General features: G+C 35.3%; 19 protein-coding genes. 13 read left to right on the top strand and 6 right to left on the bottom strand.

All coding sequences use genetic code 11. The annotated features are described in order from the left end of the window. Positions 1–2: 2 nt before the first annotated feature. The 6 genes from FTRAC_RS19140 to FTRAC_RS03790 form a co-directional block, all read right to left on the bottom strand. Entirely contained in the window at positions 3–1145 is a 1143-nt protein-coding gene (locus FTRAC_RS19140; protein WP_013452913.1) for a tetratricopeptide repeat protein, read from the bottom strand. Positions 1146–1180: 35 nt separating this feature from the next. Continuing rightward, positions 1181–1708 (bottom strand): LptE family protein, encoded by a 528-nt coding sequence (locus FTRAC_RS03810; protein WP_013452912.1) that lies wholly within the window; start codon positions 1706–1708, stop codon positions 1181–1183. Then, entirely contained in the window at positions 1698–2966 is a 1269-nt protein-coding gene (locus FTRAC_RS03805; protein WP_013452911.1) for a sigma-54 interaction domain-containing protein, read from the bottom strand. Before FTRAC_RS03805 ends, FTRAC_RS03810 begins: the two co-directional genes overlap by 11 nt. Before the next feature lie 12 nt (positions 2967–2978). Then, the gene (miaB, locus tag FTRAC_RS03800) at positions 2979–4445 is read right to left on the bottom strand and encodes a tRNA (N6-isopentenyl adenosine(37)-C2)-methylthiotransferase MiaB (RefSeq protein WP_013452910.1); all 1467 of its coding nucleotides are present in this window, start codon (positions 4443–4445) and stop codon (positions 2979–2981) included. A 120-nt stretch (positions 4446–4565) separates the two neighbouring features. Continuing rightward, positions 4566–5849 (bottom strand): aminodeoxychorismate synthase component I, encoded by a 1284-nt coding sequence (pabB, locus tag FTRAC_RS03795; protein WP_013452909.1) that lies wholly within the window; start codon positions 5847–5849, stop codon positions 4566–4568. An 86-nt stretch (positions 5850–5935) separates the two neighbouring features. Continuing rightward, on the bottom strand, positions 5936–6697 hold the full coding sequence (locus FTRAC_RS03790; RefSeq protein ID WP_013452908.1) for a YceI family protein: 762 nt from the start codon (positions 6695–6697) through the stop codon (positions 5936–5938). A gap of 124 nt (positions 6698–6821) precedes the next feature. Here FTRAC_RS03790 and FTRAC_RS03785 point away from each other — a divergent pair, with 124 nt between their 5' ends. The 13 genes from FTRAC_RS03785 (at position 6822) to hslV (ending at position 16397) form a co-directional block, all read left to right on the top strand. Continuing rightward, positions 6822–7334, top strand: coding sequence for a gamma carbonic anhydrase family protein (locus FTRAC_RS03785; RefSeq protein ID WP_013452907.1), 513 nt, complete (start codon positions 6822–6824; stop codon positions 7332–7334). A 146-nt stretch (positions 7335–7480) separates the two neighbouring features. Next, the gene (locus tag FTRAC_RS03780) at positions 7481–8482 is read left to right on the top strand and encodes a 3-oxoacyl-ACP synthase III family protein (RefSeq protein WP_013452906.1); all 1002 of its coding nucleotides are present in this window, start codon (positions 7481–7483) and stop codon (positions 8480–8482) included. A 61-nt stretch (positions 8483–8543) separates the two neighbouring features. After that, positions 8544–8768: a hypothetical protein gene (locus tag FTRAC_RS03775; protein WP_013452905.1), complete on the top strand. Its 225-nt coding sequence runs from the start codon at positions 8544–8546 to the stop codon at positions 8766–8768. Positions 8769–8821: 53 nt separating this feature from the next. After that, complete coding sequence (locus FTRAC_RS03770) at positions 8822–9418, top strand: hypothetical protein (protein ID WP_013452904.1); 597 nt, start codon at positions 8822–8824, stop codon at positions 9416–9418. A gap of 40 nt (positions 9419–9458) precedes the next feature. Then, positions 9459–9626 carry a Lacal_2735 family protein gene (locus tag FTRAC_RS19675; protein ID WP_013452903.1) on the top strand — a complete coding sequence of 56 codons (168 nt, stop codon included), beginning with the start codon at positions 9459–9461 and terminating at the stop codon, positions 9624–9626. 10 nt (positions 9627–9636) lie between these two features. After that, the gene (locus tag FTRAC_RS03760; protein ID WP_013452902.1) at positions 9637–10131 is read left to right on the top strand and encodes a DinB family protein; all 495 of its coding nucleotides are present in this window, start codon (positions 9637–9639) and stop codon (positions 10129–10131) included. Between the two features lie 15 nt (positions 10132–10146). After that, positions 10147–10491 (top strand): phage holin family protein, encoded by a 345-nt coding sequence (locus tag FTRAC_RS03755; protein ID WP_013452901.1) that lies wholly within the window; start codon positions 10147–10149, stop codon positions 10489–10491. A gap of 67 nt (positions 10492–10558) precedes the next feature. Further along, positions 10559–11125 carry a hypothetical protein gene (locus FTRAC_RS03750; protein ID WP_013452900.1) on the top strand — a complete coding sequence of 189 codons (567 nt, stop codon included), beginning with the start codon at positions 10559–10561 and terminating at the stop codon, positions 11123–11125. A 63-nt stretch (positions 11126–11188) separates the two neighbouring features. After that, a complete protein-coding gene (locus tag FTRAC_RS03745) occupies positions 11189–12091 on the top strand; it encodes a histone deacetylase family protein (protein ID WP_013452899.1) in 903 nt (300 codons plus the stop codon). 41 nt (positions 12092–12132) lie between these two features. Next, positions 12133–12852 (top strand): rhomboid family intramembrane serine protease, encoded by a 720-nt coding sequence (locus tag FTRAC_RS03740; RefSeq protein ID WP_013452898.1) that lies wholly within the window; start codon positions 12133–12135, stop codon positions 12850–12852. Between the two features lie 84 nt (positions 12853–12936). Beyond that, the gene (locus tag FTRAC_RS03735; protein ID WP_013452897.1) at positions 12937–13551 is read left to right on the top strand and encodes an OmpH family outer membrane protein; all 615 of its coding nucleotides are present in this window, start codon (positions 12937–12939) and stop codon (positions 13549–13551) included. Positions 13552–13725: 174 nt separating this feature from the next. Beyond that, complete coding sequence (locus FTRAC_RS03730) at positions 13726–15414, top strand: pyruvate dehydrogenase complex dihydrolipoamide acetyltransferase (RefSeq protein ID WP_013452896.1); 1689 nt, start codon at positions 13726–13728, stop codon at positions 15412–15414. A gap of 440 nt (positions 15415–15854) precedes the next feature. Then, the gene (hslV, locus tag FTRAC_RS03725) at positions 15855–16397 is read left to right on the top strand and encodes an ATP-dependent protease subunit HslV (protein ID WP_013452894.1); all 543 of its coding nucleotides are present in this window, start codon (positions 15855–15857) and stop codon (positions 16395–16397) included. Positions 16398–16450 lie beyond the last annotated feature (53 nt).

Below are 16450 nucleotides of genomic sequence, written 5' to 3'. Positions count from 1 at the left end.
ATTTATGATTCTTTTTTTAACTCATCTATAATTTCGACAAAGTACGTCTTTTTTTGTGGAAATTTCCAAATTAATTTCTTGTAAATATCAATGGCTTTTTGCTTTCTTCCTTGTTTTATCATCAATTTTGCCAAAGTTTCAGAAACTACATCGTCAGAAAGATTGGTGCTGCTAGCCGAAAGATCTTCAGCTTCTTGCTTATTCGACTGATTATCAGGGTTTATTCTTTTTGTAAGAACAGGCTCTTTCTCAATAAAGTTGTTGATGATATTTAATTGTTCCTTTTTGTGAGCATCACTGATTTTTAATTCTTTTCTTGAAGTTATTTCTTCAATTATATCATGTTCATCTTTTCTTGGCTTCTTTTCTGCAGTTTTTGTTGTTTTCTTAGCCTTAGTACTTGAAGTTTTTTTAGTGCTTTCTTTAGGCTTTGCAGTAGCTGTTTTTTTAGCTGTAGTTTTAGCCGTGCTTGCTTTTTTTGTTGTGCTAGTCTTTTTAGCAGTTGTGGTTTTAGGTTTTGTGGCGGTTTTCTTAGCTGCGGATGGTTTCGCAGTAGTGGTTTTTCTACTTGCAGTTCTTGCAGTTGTTTTTCTTGCTGTTTTAGCTCTGGTTTTCGGTTTTACGTCTTCCGATTTATTTGCCTCGAATTTTTCTAAAGTTTTCTGATAATTTTCCTTTTCAGCTTTTAAGGCCTCCATTTCCTTAAACAAATCTTCAAAAAAGGAGTCTGGCAAATGAGTTGAGTCTGCAAGTGGGGTGCTCTCTATTTTGGAATCCCTTTTAGGTTTCGTTTCTCTTTCTGGCTTTCTATAGGTCTCGGGATGTTCAGAAACTACTTTATTTTTGGCTACTGTAGTTTCATTTGTCTGTTGAGGATTTTTTTCCACCACTTCAGCGGTAGTGTTCGAATCATAATCCCTTGATAATATTTCCTTAAGGTGCTTTCTGTCTAAAGCATAAATAGCAGCTGATTGTAAATGCTTTTTTTCACTTTCTGGCTTATATTTTTTAGACCCAATCGTAATTAAAGTCGATAAAGCTTGAAAATAGGGGTGGTCGTTCTTCAGATTTTTTAAATCTCTGAAGTCTGTCTCTTCTAGTTTATCTGGTTGATTAATAAGGGTTGTAAGCCTTTGTTTGTCCACTTGGTTCTAATTTAAAGAATTAAAGTTACAAAATTTTACCAATTTGCTACTGATGCATTAAATATATCTAAAATAATCTGATCTGTAATGGTTTCTATCAATTGGTCTTCTACTGCGGTTAAGGTATTGGATGTAGCGTCAAAATCTGCATAAAATGAAAAAGATTTATTGTCAAAATTGAAAACTTCATCCTTTGTATTTACATAACTAACCTTTACCGTTATGGTCAATCTTTGCGCACCAGCGGCATCTGCTAAATTTGGATTCCCAGAAGCTGTAACAGCAATAGGTTGCACTCTATAGCCAGTAATGGAGCCTTCCAACTGCAGATCACCGTTATTGTCAACTAACTCCAAACTAGTATTTTGTTGATAGTAATCTCTAATTTCTTCCGTGAAAGTTTGTTGTAAATTGGGTGGACCATTTCCTGAATCATTGTAAAAATATTGGATGGACATGGTTTTTATATCAGGAGAAATAGAAGCTCCCGTAAAGCTGTAAACGCCACAAGAACTGGTGAATATTGCTAAGAATAAAAAGCTTAAAATACTTTTAAAGGTCATACTGTTTGATTTTTCTATATAATGTACGCTCTGAAATACCCAAATCCCGTGCCGCATATTTTCTTTTATTCTGATTTTTGGAAAGAGCCCGTTCAATCATTTCTTTTTCTTTCTTTTCCAAGGATAAAGATTCTTCCTCTATTTCATGATCGGCATCTTGGTAATCCTCTATATTGAAGCTCTCATTAGCATCATCTTCCTCTTCTTTTCGGCTGTCTAGTAAATAGGGCGTTCTAATTCCATCTGCATTTTCTTTGAATTCATTTTGCTTAACTTCAAACAAGTCTTCATTATCCTTAATGATTTCTTCTCCGTAGTTTTCATTCTTCAACACGTTGTGAACTAACTTTTTCAGCTCTTCCACATCATTTCGCATGTCAAAAAGAATTTTATACAATATATCTCTTTCTGAAAAATTGCTTTTATCTCCACCGCCAGTGTTATCCTGGCTTTTGTAAATTGCAGGCATCATATTACCTTCCTGAGGGAGATATTTTAGTAGAATATCTTTGTCAACTTCACGCTCCATTTCTAATAGAGAAATTTGTTCAGCTAAATTTTTTAACTGGCGAATGTTTCCAGGGTAACGATAGGCCATTAAAGCTTGCTTAGCACCTTCTGTAAGCTTTATTGGGTTGACATGATGTTTTTCAGCAAAATCCGATGTAAATTTTCTAAAGAGCAATTCGATGTCTTGCCCTCTATCCCTTAAAGGTGGAACAAAAATGGGGACGGTATTTAATCGGTAGTATAAATCCTCTCTGAATTTCCCTTTCTCCACTGCCTGGATCAAGTTAACATTGGTAGCAGCAACTACACGAACATCGGTTTTCATCACTTTAGAAGAACCAACTCTGATGAATTCTCCATTTTCCAACACCCTCAACAATCGCGACTGTGTAGGAAGTGGCATTTCACCTATTTCATCCAAAAAGATTGTTCCTCCATCTGTTACTTCAAAATAGCCTTTTCTGGCATCGTAGGCACCGGTAAACGATCCTTTTTCATGTCCGAAAAGTTCTGAGTCAATAGTGCCTTCTGGAATAGCACCGCAGTTTACAGCTATAAACTGGCCATGTTTTCTGGCGCTAAGTTGGTGAATGATTTTAGAGAATGATTCTTTACCTACACCACTTTCACCCGTTATAAGGACGGTCATGTCGGTAGGGGCAACCTGCATGGCTACTTTGATGGCAAAGTTTAAATGATCGGAATTTCCGATTATGCCAAATCTATTTTTTATAGTTTGTATATCCAAAGCAAAAAATATTTAGACCGCTTTACCAATTAATGTTGCACCTGTACACTCTTCTACAAATACGTCAACATAATCGCCTTTTTTATAATTTTCTTTCGGGAATATCACCACCTTGTTGGCTGTGTTTCTTCCTTGCAATTGCTCTTCAGATCTCTTGGAAGTACCCTCGACCAATACCTTATGAACTTTATTTAAATCCAATTGATTTCTTTCGAGAGAATACTCTCTTTGCTTATTGATAATTTCCTGAAGCCTTTTCTTCTTCGTTTCCAACGGAATATCGTCTTCATATCGTTTTTCAGCTAAAGTCCCAGGTCTTTCAGAATAAAAGAACATATAGGAGAAATCATATTTCACATAATCCATCAAGGTCAAAGTATCTTGATGTTCTTCTTCAGTTTCAGAACAGAAACCAGCTATCATATCGGATGAAATACCGCATTCTTCTCCTAATATATTACGGATAGCATCCACTCTATTGATGTACCAATCTCTGTCGTAAGTTCGGTTCATCATTTTTAGAATACGTGAATTACCGCTTTGTGCTGGCAGGTGAATGTATTTACAGATATTTTCATACTTTTTCATAGTATGCAATACTTCATCTGTAATATCTTTCGGGTGAGAGGTTGAGAATCTTACTCTTAAATCAGGTGAAACATTGGCTACCATTTCAATTAAATTGGCGAAATTGATAACTTCAACTTCTTCCTTTTTCTCAATTTTCTCTAATCTAGCTTTATTATTAATTTCCTCAGACCATTTATAAGAGTCTACATTTTGACCTAGAAGCGTTACTTCTCTGTAGCCCTTGTCGAATAAATCCTGAGCTTCTTGTACGATTGAAAAAGGATCACGGCTTCTTTCTCGTCCTCTGGTGAATGGCACTACACAGAAAGAACACATATTATCACATCCACGCATGATGGAAATAAATGCCGTTACGCCATTGGAATTTAACCTTACTGGGCTGATATCAGCATAAGTTTCTTCCCTGCTTAAGAAAGTATTTACTGCCTTTTCACCATCGTCTACAGTTTTTACCAAATTCGGTAAATCACGGTAGGAATCAGGTCCAGCCACAATGTCAACTATTTTCTCTTCTTCTAAAAGTTTGGTTTTCAAGCGTTCGGCCATGCATCCTAAGACACCAATTTGCATTTCAGGCTTGCGGGCTTTTACTTTATTGAAGTCTGTCAATCTTTTTCGGACAGTCAGCTCTGCTTTTTCTCTAATAGAGCAGGTGTTTAGGAAAATGACATCGGCATTATTGAAATCATTGGTGGTATCAAAACCATTTTCTTTCATGATGGAAGTGACGATTTCGCTATCAGAGAAATTCATTTGACAGCCGTAGCTTTCTATATACAATTTTCGGCTTTTGCCAGTATTTTCTTCTTTTGAAACCTGAACAGCGCAAGATTCTTCCGTTTTGGTTTCTTCAGCAATGATGTCCAAATCTTTGATCAATTCACTCATATTTGGTATTTATAAAGTGCTTGGTATTGTATTAATTATTAACAGGCAAAGGTAGCCAATAATTCTGGAAAATGACATTATGGCAGTGGTTTTTCACTGGGAAATTTGAGTATTACTATATTAGATGAAACCTAGCGTTTTTTCAATTGCTTTGGCTTTTAAGAGGCACTCTTCATATTCAGCCTCAGCATCCGAATCATAAGTAATGGCACTTCCAACCTGATAGTTTAGATTTTTGGATTCTTTATCAAAATAAATACTGCGGATAAGGACATTAAAATCAAATTCGTTTTCACCATTGAAATAGCCTATGCTTCCGGAAAACACATTCCTTTTACTGTTCTCATAGCGCTCAATAAGTTTCATAGCACGGATTTTTGGTGCACCCGTCATACTCCCCATAGGAAATGCATTTTTTATAACGTCAATAGGATGAGTTTCCTTTCTTTTATGAGCTGAGATAGTACTTATCATTTGATGTACTTGCTGAAAGCTGTAGATGCCGAATATCTCTTCCACTTTCACACTTCCACTTCTTGAGGATTTAGCTAGATCGTTTCTCACTAAATCAACAATCATCATGTTTTCAGCACGTTCTTTTTCGCTTTCAGATAGTTGCTTTTTATTTTCTTTATCTTCTGCTTCCGTTTTGCCTCTGCTAGCAGTCCCTTTGATAGGCTGACTTATAATTTTATTGTCTTTTAGTTTGATGAAACGTTCTGGAGATGCTGAAATGATGTATTTATTATCCATTTTTAAGAAGGAAGCAAAGGGGGCGGGGGAGTTTTCGCATAACTGTTCAAAAACTTTTATAGGATTTAATTGATCTGCAACAGCTGAAAAATTGATGCAGTAATTAATTTCATAAATATCTCCTTCCTCAATGTGGTTTCTAAGCTTTTTTACTGTATTAATATATTCTGATTTACTTGTCCAGCTTTTTAAACTCTTAATATTTGATTTCACTTCATGTTCTCTTTTGCTTTCTGTAAGCACTTTTTCTATTTGATTCAGAAAATATTTTAAATCTGCACTCTGGATGGAAAGCTGGTTTTCTTCACATGAAATGATGCAATCTGGAACAAAGAAGTTCATGGGTTCCCAACTGATAACGGAGGCATTTTTACTTTCTAATTTTTCAAGTTCGTTTTTCAAATCATACCCTAAATATCCAAATAGCTTTTGGGTTGGATTTTCTTTTAAATGAGATTTAAGAGATTGAAAATAGGGTGGATTGAGCTTAAGCTTCTTGTTCCCAACAGCAATGCATTTTGGAAATGCTCCAAAAGGATATTGCTCTATTTGCTGTGGATAGAAAATAGCAATATTTTCAAATTGATTGCTCCATTTCAATAATGCATCCCAATACGAGGGCTGTGATATTTTAATTTTAGTTGATTTCAATAAAACTTAATTTCGGGCAAAATTGCATAAAAAAAGGTTGCTAAAAAATTTTAGCAACCTTCAGTTTAACTTTATTATCGACTGGATTACATGTTTTTTGCCTTTGCATCAATGTTAAAACCGATGCCGACCGTATTGTAAATGAATTTGTCTTTTGCTTTATCTACAGCTTTTGATTCATCACCATACATTAATCCCCATTTAGTTCTATCAATGCTGAAATTAGTAAATGCTTTAACGCCATTATCTGCAACTTCAATTTTTGCAGGAACTGTTATGGCTAAGGTTTTACCTCGCATTGTTAAATTACCTGTTACTTCATGAGTAGCACCTTCAAGCTCATATTTTGGTAATTCCATGATTTTTTCATCTTCAGCAGGCTGCTCCATATCGTCTTGATAGGAATCATAAGAGTCTGCTGATTTGGTGGTTTTTAATGCTTTTACAGATACTAATTCAAAAGTAACTTTAGGATGATTTTTAGCATCAAAGAAATCGTCTGACTGCAAATGGCCAACTAATTTTTTGTGATTTTCTTGATCATCTTTTAAATCGGTTATAGTAATCTGGTTTAAATCAAAAACAAATTTTCCACCAGTAATTTTCCCGTCTTTAACTTTGATAGAACCGTCTGAAAGAGCAATATTACCATAATGTCTTCCTGTAGGTTTTGTACCCACAAATTCCATTTCAGCTTCATCAGATGATACATTTATTTCCATTCCTTGAGCTTCAGTAACTTCTTCAGCTTCGCTCACTTTGGCTTCATCGCTTTTCGGATTGGATGTACATGCAACTGCCAAAATAATGGCAAAGGCCAATGCGCTTGTTGTTTTTAAAATTTTCATAGATTAGTGGTTTTATTGATTTACTCGAATAACGATTGAACTTTTAGAAAGTTTAAAATAAGCATTTAAAAATATACTATATTATAAAATGTCGATACATATATAATTTTTTAAACAAAATATTATGGGAATAATTAAAGGTTGCAAAGGGAAAACACCTCAGATAGGAAAAGATACTTATATAGCTGATAATGCTGTGATTGTGGGTGATGTCACAATCGGTGAAGAATGCAGTATTTGGTGGAGTGCGGTGGTAAGAGGAGATGTGAATAGCATTAGTATTGGTGATAAAACTAATATTCAAGATGGTGCAGTAATTCATTGCACTTATCAGAAGGCTTCTACTACTATTGGTAATAAAGTATCGATAGGTCATAAAGCCATTGTTCATGGTTGTACCATTGAGGATTCTGCATTAGTAGGGATGGGAGCAATTGTGATGGATAATGCAGTTGTTCAATCAGGAGCTATGGTAGCTGCAGGTGCAGTGGTCTTGGAAAATACGGTAGTGGAGTCTGGTTATATTTACGCTGGAGTACCGGCAAAGAAAGTGAAGAAAATAGAAGGTGATTTCGCAGAAATCTTCGAAAGAACTGCCAAGAATTACACGCTTTATAAAACCTGGTTTGAAGAATAGTTGAGCTGAGAAATAAGAAGGAATATAAAATACTCTGCATGACTACTATTTTTGATTAGATTCTGAGATTACTCTATATTGGGACACATTTTGAAAACAACTGGTATTTCAAATGTGACTGGAAACCATAATAGTGTAAATTAAAGATGAAAAATTCAAAAATAGTAGGTCTAGGACATGCTGTCCCTCAAACAGTAGTGACCAATAATGACATAGCCAAGTGGATTGATACAACTGATGAGTGGATTACTGAAAGGACTGGTATAAAAGAGAGGCGATTTTTTGATCCTGAAATTGAAGAGTCTTTAGCTAAGATGGCTAAAAAAGCGGCTGATATGGCGTTAGAAAATGCTAAAATGAAAAATGAGGATATTGATTTTATCATTTTTGCCAGTATTACGCCAGACTATTTCTTTCCAGGTTCAAGTGTTTTGCTCCAACGAGAAATGGGAATGGGGACAATTGGATGTTTAGATATCCGAAATGCATGTTCAGGTTTTGTGTATAGTTTGTCCGTAGCAGACCAATTTATTAAAACAGGAATGTATAAAAATATTATGGTTGTGGGTGGCGAAATACAATCGACAGCTATTGATATGTCCGATAGAGGCAGATCCACAGCCGTTATTTTTGGTGATGGAGTAGGAGTTGCTATTATGAGTGCAACTGATGAACAAGGGGTTTTATCCACTCATTTGCATGCCGAGGGAACTTATGCTGAAGAATTATATGTGAAAGATCCTGGTAGTAGCCGACCAAGAGAAGAAAGGCAACCAGAGCAGATTTTGGATACTTCAGGTTACAAAGTATATATGAATGGAAACATGGTTTTTAAACACGCAGTGGTGCGCTTTCAGGAAGTCATAAATGAAGCATTAGAAGCCAATAATTTGAAACCTTCGGATATTGATATGTTGGTGCCTCATCAGGCTAATCTTCGTATCTCTAAATTCATTCAATCCAAAATGGGGCTTTCTGATGATAAGGTCTACAATAATATACAAAAATATGGAAATACTACAGCTGCGTCTATTCCCATAGCCTTAAGTGAGGCATGGCATGAAGGAAAAGTCAAAGATGGTGATTTGGTTTGCTTGGCTGCTTTTGGCAGTGGATTTACTTGGGGGTCAGCGCTCATACGATGGTAATTAGCTTACTAGTATTGATTTTCTAATTAAATTGTTAGATTTAAGAACAAAAGAAAGAACTATGATCACAAAGCAATATAATCCTAGTCAGCTTGAAGTAGAATTTGCAAAGGCTATTAAAGAATTAGCTCCTGAAATTGAAGGGAAGTTGAGTCAGTTTAAGATAATAGGAGTGGAAGATAATATTAAGGCTGATAATCCTATGGTTAGAGTCAAGTTAACCGATAATGATAATGATCAGCATGAAGTGGTGTTGAAAATTATTCAAAAGCCTGATCAGGTTTAGAAATTAGACCTAACATTTTACAGGGTAGTTTGAAAAATCTACCCTTTTTATTTATGTCAAAATTCACTACACAAGAATTAGATTTAGCTTCTGACCCCACGATCCTGTTGATTAAATATAGGATGATGGAAAAAGTATGGGATTTTCTAGAAGAAATGCAAGGGGAAATCCGCAAAGAACTGGAGCCTTTCACAGGTAAATTGCCAAAAGAATTAAATCTAATTCATGGGAAAATATCCAAAGGTGAAAATTATAAGCGCTTGCCCTATATGATGCTTGATTTCCCCGCCTTTTTCACTAAAGATAATATGCTGGCATTTCGTACCATGTTTTATTGGGGCAATTTTATTTCTTCTACTTTTCATTTACAGGGAAACTATGCTACAGATTACGGATTGGATTTGATTAAAAAATTTAGAAAATCAGATAGAATTTACTTTTGCGTGAATAATTCTCCATGGGAATACGATTACAAGGCCAATAATTACGTACTTCTAAAAGAGATTAGTGCGGATGAAATCAAAGAACATCTACAAAGTACGGATTTCATCAAGCTCAGTATTAAATTTCCTGTGGAAGAAATGCCGGAAAGAAAGCAAGATTTGGTTAGTTTTATGATAGATGGATTGAAAGTAATTCGAACAAATTAAGAAAGAGGTAGTTTTCAACTTTCAAAACAAAACAAAAATTATGTTTGGATTATTTAAGAAGAAATCGGAAAAAGAAAAGTTAAACGATCAATACAAGAAACTACTTGCAGAATATCATAAGTTGAGCACTATTGATCGAAAAAAGGCAGATCAGAAAATGGCAGAAGCAGAAGAGGTAGCCAAAAAAATGGATGCTATTAATGAATAAATAAAATTATATGAACTTAGTACACGCTCCTTTTTATCAAGGATATGTTGATTTAGTAAAAGGCGATCTTGAAGAAGAACTCAAACATCAAATCAGCGAAATATCAGTCTTAATTAATAATATTCCAGAGGAAAAATGGAACAATAGATATGAAAAAGGAAAATGGAGCGTGGCTCAGGTAATGCAACATTGCATTGATACTGAGCGTATCATGGCTTTTCGAGCGCTTTCTCTGGCTAGGGGAGAAAGTGCTGCTCTTCCAGGTTTTTCTGAAAACGATTATGCTGCAGCCTCAGAATATTCCCGTCAGGATAAAGCAAAAATGGCGGAAGAATTTTATCATTTAAGAAAAAGTCACTTATCTTTATTCCAGTCAATGCCTGAGAAGATTCTCAAAAAAGAAGGGGAAGCTGATGGTCATGCAATTTCAATTTCAAGCTTATGGTATATCATCGCTGGTCATTGGAAGCATCATCAAAAGGTGTTGAAGGAAAGATATTTTTAAGTTAAATTTTTGCCGATGAATTTCTTAATCAAATTACTTTTATCCTCATTAGCGGTAATAGTTTCATCTTATATACTGCCTGGAGCTCATGTTGAAGGTTTTTTTGATGCACTTGTAGTTTCATTATTTTTAGCTTTGTTCAGTGCTACACTCAAGCCCTTATTAATAATACTGACTATTCCAGTTACGGTCTTTACTTTGGGGTTTTTTCTTCTAGTTATCAATGCACTAATGATAATGCTTGCAGATTATGTTGTAGATGGCTTTTATGTAGATGGTTTCTGGTGGGCGCTTTTGTTTGGAATAATCCTAGCAATTGTGAATAGTGTTTTTGAAAGTGTAAGTAAAAAAGATGAATAAAAATTTTAATATTGCGTTTTCTGAAAAAATATTGTAATTTATTTCTCTTAATGCAAACCAGTAAATTATGAGTGCTCAAAACCCAGGCTTCGATGCCGCAGAAATCGATAAATTGAAGCAGAAAATTGCTCAACAGAAAAATGATTTTGTCTTGGTTGATACCGATGATAATAATGATGAGTATAAGCATTTTCGCTTTACCGGAATGTACGAAGGGAAGGAAGTAATTTATGACGCAGTGATTTATACACTACGTTTACATCATGCCAGTGAAGTGTACGAATTGGCAGAACATAAAGCCGCACAAAAATTCCCTAATTTCAAGCCTATTAAATTTCAAGAGGATGAAAACGGTGATTTAAGGACTTTGGATAACGTGGAGGAGGAGATCGGACTTTACATAGCTGAGATGATCGATGATATTGAAGATGAGGAGTTAGTGAAAGTTCAGGAACATGTAGATATGGACAATGGCGGTGAATATGGAATAGGATTAGATATTGGGTTGAATGTAGAAGAGGTCGATGATATGGTGATGAACAAGTTTGTCCATGACTTCAATGAGGATAATCTGAAACTTGATGATACCTTATACTCATTTGTTTCTGATGAGGAGGAATATGATGAGAATTAAACTTTCAATTATTTTATAACAAGCTTTTAATTCCAGTGTTATTTTAGGAATAACACTTTTTTTATGCTCAAAATCGCCTACAGAAAAGAATACGCTCACCCACTTCCTGAAAATCATCGCTTTCCAATGATAAAATACGAGTTACTGCCAGAGCAGTTAATTTATGAAGGAACTGTAACGGAAAGTAGTTTCTTTTCTCCCAATCTTTTGTCAGAAGAAGACATTTTAGCGGTGCATACGAACGAATATTGGCAGAAACTTAAGAATTTAACTTTAAGTAGAAAAGAGGAGAGGAGGACTGGATTCCCATTATCTGCTGCATTGATTGAGCGGGAAAGAATCATTAATCAAGGTACAATTGATGCTGCTAATTTTGCTTTAGAATATGGAGTGGCTATGAATATTGCTGGTGGAACACATCATGCCTTTACCGACCGTGGAGAGGGATTTTGTTTGTTGAATGATATTGCGATTGCAGCTCAGTACTTGTTGAAAAATGCCAAAGTCAGTAAAATATTGGTTGTTGACTTGGATGTGCATCAAGGAAACGGAACAGCTGAGATTTTTCGTGATAATCCTGATGTTTTTACATTTAGTATGCATGGAAAAGGGAATTACCCCATGCATAAAGAACGCTCTGATTTAGATATTGAAATGGAAGATAAAACAGATGATAAAACATATCTGACAGTTTTGAGAGAAAATCTCCCTAAACTGATTGATGATGAACAGCCCGATTTTATCTTTTTTCAATCTGGAGTTGATGTTTTAGCAACAGATAAGCTGGGTCGGCTGGGAATGACAATAAATGGTTGCAAGGAAAGAGATAAGATTGTTTTTGAGCATTGCCATTTAAATGAGATTCCGGTGGTTGCCAGTATGGGTGGAGGTTATTCTGAGAAAATAGCGCACATTATTGAGGCTCATGCCAATACATATCGCCTTGCCCAAGATATCTACTTCTAAAAAAGCTCGATCTTTTTTTAGGAATTTCGTATATTTAATGTATGTCTAAAGAAAAATCACTTTTTCGGCAAAGTGTAGTTTTTGGTAGCTACATTATCTTAATCCTTTGGCTTGTAAAAGCTGCTGAATGGGGCTTTGCTACTAATTTTGCTCATTTTGGCATTATGCCGAGACATTTATTGGGAACTATAGGGATATTTACTTCGCCATTTATTCATGGTGATTTTTTGCATTTGCTCTCCAATAGCTTTTCCCTGATGCTTCTGATAATCATTCTCTTTTTCTTTTATGATAAAATTGCCTTGAAGGCGTTGCTCTACATATATATAATAACTGGTGTTTTCGTATGGATAATAGCACGAGAAGCTTATCATATTGGTGCTAGCGGTGTGATATATGGCATCGCCTCATTTATATTGTTTAGCGGACTTCTACGAAAAAATCAATCTTCTTTGGCCTTATCATTTGTAGTGTTATTGTTATATGGCGGGATGTTTTATGGGGTACTACCTCAGGACGGTCATATTTCATGGGAATCTCATTTGATGGGCTTATTAAGCGGCCTTTTGGTTGCTTTATGGATGAAAAATGAATTTGCAGGACAAGCTGAATTGAAATTGTATTTTGAGAAAGATTGGGAAGAGGAAGAGTTTGAGGATGATGGAGAACATTATAATTTCACTAATCCTGATCATCAATTCTTATATGAATATAAAGAAACTGAAAAGGAGGATAAGCATAAAGATGATAAATTAGGTTGATTCTGTTTTTTTAAAGCTTTGCACTTTAATTTGTTTGATTAACTTTGCAGGCGTTTGTAAAACCTAATTTTAAACTTAATACACGTGAAGAACTTATCATTAATACTTAATATCATTTTAATTGTAGCGGTTGCCTATTTATTTGTAGACAAATTTAGTGGCGGGGGAAAAGAAGATGAGAATACATCAACTGAACAAAAAGATGATAAAATATATCAAAATGTAGCCATCGCATATGTTCATTCTGATTCATTATTAGCCAACTATGATTTTATGAAGGACATAGAAGCGGAGTTAGGCGAACTTTCTCAGAAATATGAAAAAGAATATCAAAATAGAGCACAAGGTTTGCAAAATGAAATCAGTGATTTTCAAAGAACGGCTCAAAATTTGACTGTGGCGCAAGGAAAAGCATTGGAAGAGAATCTGATGAAAAAGCAACAGAATTTAAGAGTATACCAGGAAGATTTATCAAGAAAATTGCGTCAGAAAGAGGCAGAGTTGAATAACGAATTATATAAAACGATCAGCGATTATTTGAATGAATATGGTAATCAGAACAATCTTCAACTGGTTTTAACTTATTCTAGAGGAAGTGATGTTTTATATGCTAATGAAGGATTGGAAATTACTAATGAGGTAATTGAAGGTTTAAATAAAGCATATAATGAAAAAGCTGATACAGAAGCTTCTGAATAAAAGATTTTAATTTTATAGTTTAGCCCGTTCCTTAAATGGTGCGGGCTTTTTATATTTTGCCTAAATTTAAAACATTAGGAAAGTTTTAGAGTATTCTTAATACTTTACTTCAATTAATTTGAATTAAGGTTGAATTCCCATTATTTTTGACAAGTTTAATAGAAATCGACATATATGGCTGAAGTAATAAAAATGCCCAAAATGAGTGACACCATGGAAGAAGGTGTAATTGCCTCATGGTTGGTAAAAGAGGGCGATGAAGTATCATCAGGAGATATATTGGCTGAGGTTGAAACCGATAAAGCCACAATGGAATTAGAGTCTTATGAAGACGGAGTAATTTTACACATCGGAATAAAAGAAGGGGATGCAGTGCCAGTTGATGGTGTAATTGCCATCATAGGTGAAAAAGGAGAAGATATTGACGGTTTGTTAAAAGAAGTCGAAAATGGTGGAAGCTCTGCGAAAGCTGAAGAAAGCAGTTCTGAAAAAGAAGATAAGAAATCAGAACAGGGAAGTGAAGAAGAAATTGACGCTTCGGATGTGAATGCAAGCCTAATCACTATGCCGAAAATGAGTGATACCATGGAAGAGGGAGTGATTGCCTCATGGTTAAAGAAGGAAGGTGATAAAGTAGAAGCCGGTGATATTTTAGCTGAGGTGGAAACTGATAAGGCAACCATGGAATTGGAAGCTTATGAAGATGGTACTTTGCTATACATCGGAATAAAAGAAGGTGATGCGGCTCCAATTGACGGAGTCATTGCCGTAATCGGTGAAGAAGGTGCTGATTATAAAAAATTGTTAAAAGCTCATGAGCAAAAATCTTCAGGTGGTGGAGAAAGCAAAAATGAAGCTAAAGAAGAAAAGAAAGAGAAGTCTGAAGATAAAAAATCATCTGAAAGCAAATCTGATTCAGGTAGTCCTAAGCCAACCCCACCTGTTGATGCTGCAAATAAAGAGAAGAGTGGTGAAGGTAAAGGCAGAATTTTTGCCAGCCCATTGGCTAAGAAAATCGCTAAGGATAAAGGGATTGATTTATCAGAAGTAGAAGGCTCTGGTGGTAATGGCAGAATCATTAAATCAGATGTTGAAAACTTCACTCCTAAGCAGAAATCTACGGAAGCTGCAAAACAAGAGTCTTCAGAACAGGCTATGAGTATTCCACAAGTTGTGGGAGAAGAAAGCTATGAAGAGGTGAAAGTCTCTCAGATGAGAAAAGCGGTTGCCAAAAGACTTTCTGAAAGTAAGTTTACCGCTCCGCACTTCTACGTGACCATGGAAATCAATATGGATAAAGCCATGGAAGCAAGAAAGAGCATTAATGAGGTGAGTCCAATTAAGATATCTTTCAATGACATGGTGATTAAAGCAGTGGCCGCTTCACTACGTCAGCATCCAAAGGTGAACAGCTCATGGATGGGCGATAAAATAAGAAGAAATAATCACGTTCATGTGGGAATGGCAGTGGCAGTAGAGGAAGGTCTATTAGTGCCTGTTATCCGCTTTGCTGATAATAAATCATTATCGCATATAGCAACTGAAGCAAAAGATTTTGCTAAAAAGGCGAAAAGTAAAGAATTAGAGCCAAAAGATTGGGAAGGCAATACCTTTACTGTTTCCAATTTAGGAATGTTTGGAGTAGAAGAATTTACAGCAATTATTAATCCACCTGATGCTTGTATTTTGGCAGTGGGAGGGATCAAACAAACTGCTGTGGTGAAAGATGGTGAATTGGTGCCTGGAAATGTGATGAAAGTAACGCTTTCTTGCGATCATAGAGTGGTAGATGGAGCAGTGGGTTCTGCATTCTTACAAACCTTAAAAGGATTGTTGGAAGACCCAGTGAGAATATTGATTTAAAGTATAATGATCCCGCAGAAGCTATAGGAAGAAATAGCTTTATTGAGGCAGTCATTAGGTTTATCTATAACGCTTTTAATCACTATATCTGTTGGGAGCTTTGCACTATATTTAAAAGGAAATCCTGCTTTGGAAGAAATCATTATCTCCATAGTAGGATTTTCTTTTATATGCGTATTGATTATATTAACAATATGGTTGGTAAGCCGTATATTTAAGAAAATTAACCAAATAAAGTGATAATGGATATTGTATCAATTTTTGCAATTATTACAGCCTTAAGTTTTTTAGCAGCAGGTATATATGCTTTATTTTCTATTATCAAATTAGAGAATAAAGAAGGTAAATAAATTTGAGTCTAATAATTTTAGAAATCATTGTCACATCTCTTTAAATATCTCCCTCAAAATAAATTCAATTTTAGATAAAGAAGTTTTAATATGTCAAAAATAAGATCAACTACCGTATGTGCGGTTGTACACAAAGGTCAAGTAGCCATTGGGGCAGATGGACAAGCTACCATGGGGAATACTGTTGCCAAAAGCAATGTAAAAAAAATCAGAAAGCTTCAGGATGGTAAAATCGTTACTGGTTTTGCTGGTTCAACAGCTGATGCTTTCAACTTACTAGAAAAGTTCGATGAAAAACTGAATGCTTTTGGAGGCAATATGAAGCGTTCGGCTATTGAACTAGCGAAAGAGTGGAGGACAGACCGCTATTTACGAAAGCTAGAAGCTATGATGATTGTGGCTGACAAAGATGAAGTTTTAATCATTTCTGGTACTGGAGATGTATTGGAGCCCGACAATCAAATTGCCACTATTGGTTCTGGGAGCATGTATGCACAATCTGCTGCAACTGCTTTGAAAAAGCATGCAGGTGATAAATTATCTGCTGAAGATATTGTAAGGGAAAGTTTACACATAGCAGCTGATATTTGTATTTATACCAACCACAATTTGGTTGTGGAGACCATTGGTTGATATTTTTACTATACTATCTAAAAAGGGTTGTATTTCACTTTATACAACCCTTT

Source organism: Marivirga tractuosa DSM 4126, from assembly GCF_000183425.1.
Lineage (GTDB): Bacteria > Bacteroidota > Bacteroidia > Cytophagales > Cyclobacteriaceae > Marivirga > Marivirga tractuosa.
This window is presented reverse-complemented; position numbering and strand designations above follow the sequence as displayed.

Bases quoted from the DNA above. Each gene is read 5' to 3' on its own strand.
- FTRAC_RS03790 (WP_013452908.1), bottom strand. From the start codon at position 6,697: ATGAAAATTTTAAAAACAACAAGCGCATTGGCCTTTGCCATTATTTTG.
- FTRAC_RS03810 (WP_013452912.1), bottom strand. From the start codon at position 1,708: ATGACCTTTAAAAGTATTTTAAGCTTTTTATTCTTAGCAATATTCACC.
- FTRAC_RS03760 (WP_013452902.1), top strand. From the start codon at position 9,637: ATGAACTTAGTACACGCTCCTTTTTATCAAGGATATGTTGATTTAGTA.
- FTRAC_RS03750 (WP_013452900.1), top strand. From the start codon at position 10,559: ATGAGTGCTCAAAACCCAGGCTTCGATGCCGCAGAAATCGATAAATTG.
- hslV (WP_013452894.1), top strand. From the start codon at position 15,855: ATGTCAAAAATAAGATCAACTACCGTATGTGCGGTTGTACACAAAGGT.
- FTRAC_RS03755 (WP_013452901.1), top strand. From the start codon at position 10,147: ATGAATTTCTTAATCAAATTACTTTTATCCTCATTAGCGGTAATAGTT.
- FTRAC_RS03780 (WP_013452906.1), top strand. From the start codon at position 7,481: ATGAAAAATTCAAAAATAGTAGGTCTAGGACATGCTGTCCCTCAAACA.
- FTRAC_RS03775 (WP_013452905.1), top strand. From the start codon at position 8,544: ATGATCACAAAGCAATATAATCCTAGTCAGCTTGAAGTAGAATTTGCA.
- FTRAC_RS03740 (WP_013452898.1), top strand. From the start codon at position 12,133: ATGTCTAAAGAAAAATCACTTTTTCGGCAAAGTGTAGTTTTTGGTAGC.
- FTRAC_RS19675 (WP_013452903.1), top strand. From the start codon at position 9,459: ATGTTTGGATTATTTAAGAAGAAATCGGAAAAAGAAAAGTTAAACGAT.
- FTRAC_RS03730 (WP_013452896.1), top strand. From the start codon at position 13,726: ATGGCTGAAGTAATAAAAATGCCCAAAATGAGTGACACCATGGAAGAA.
- miaB (WP_013452910.1), bottom strand. From the start codon at position 4,445: ATGAGTGAATTGATCAAAGATTTGGACATCATTGCTGAAGAAACCAAA.
- FTRAC_RS03745 (WP_013452899.1), top strand. From the start codon at position 11,189: ATGCTCAAAATCGCCTACAGAAAAGAATACGCTCACCCACTTCCTGAA.
- FTRAC_RS03785 (WP_013452907.1), top strand. From the start codon at position 6,822: ATGGGAATAATTAAAGGTTGCAAAGGGAAAACACCTCAGATAGGAAAA.
- FTRAC_RS03770 (WP_013452904.1), top strand. From the start codon at position 8,822: ATGTCAAAATTCACTACACAAGAATTAGATTTAGCTTCTGACCCCACG.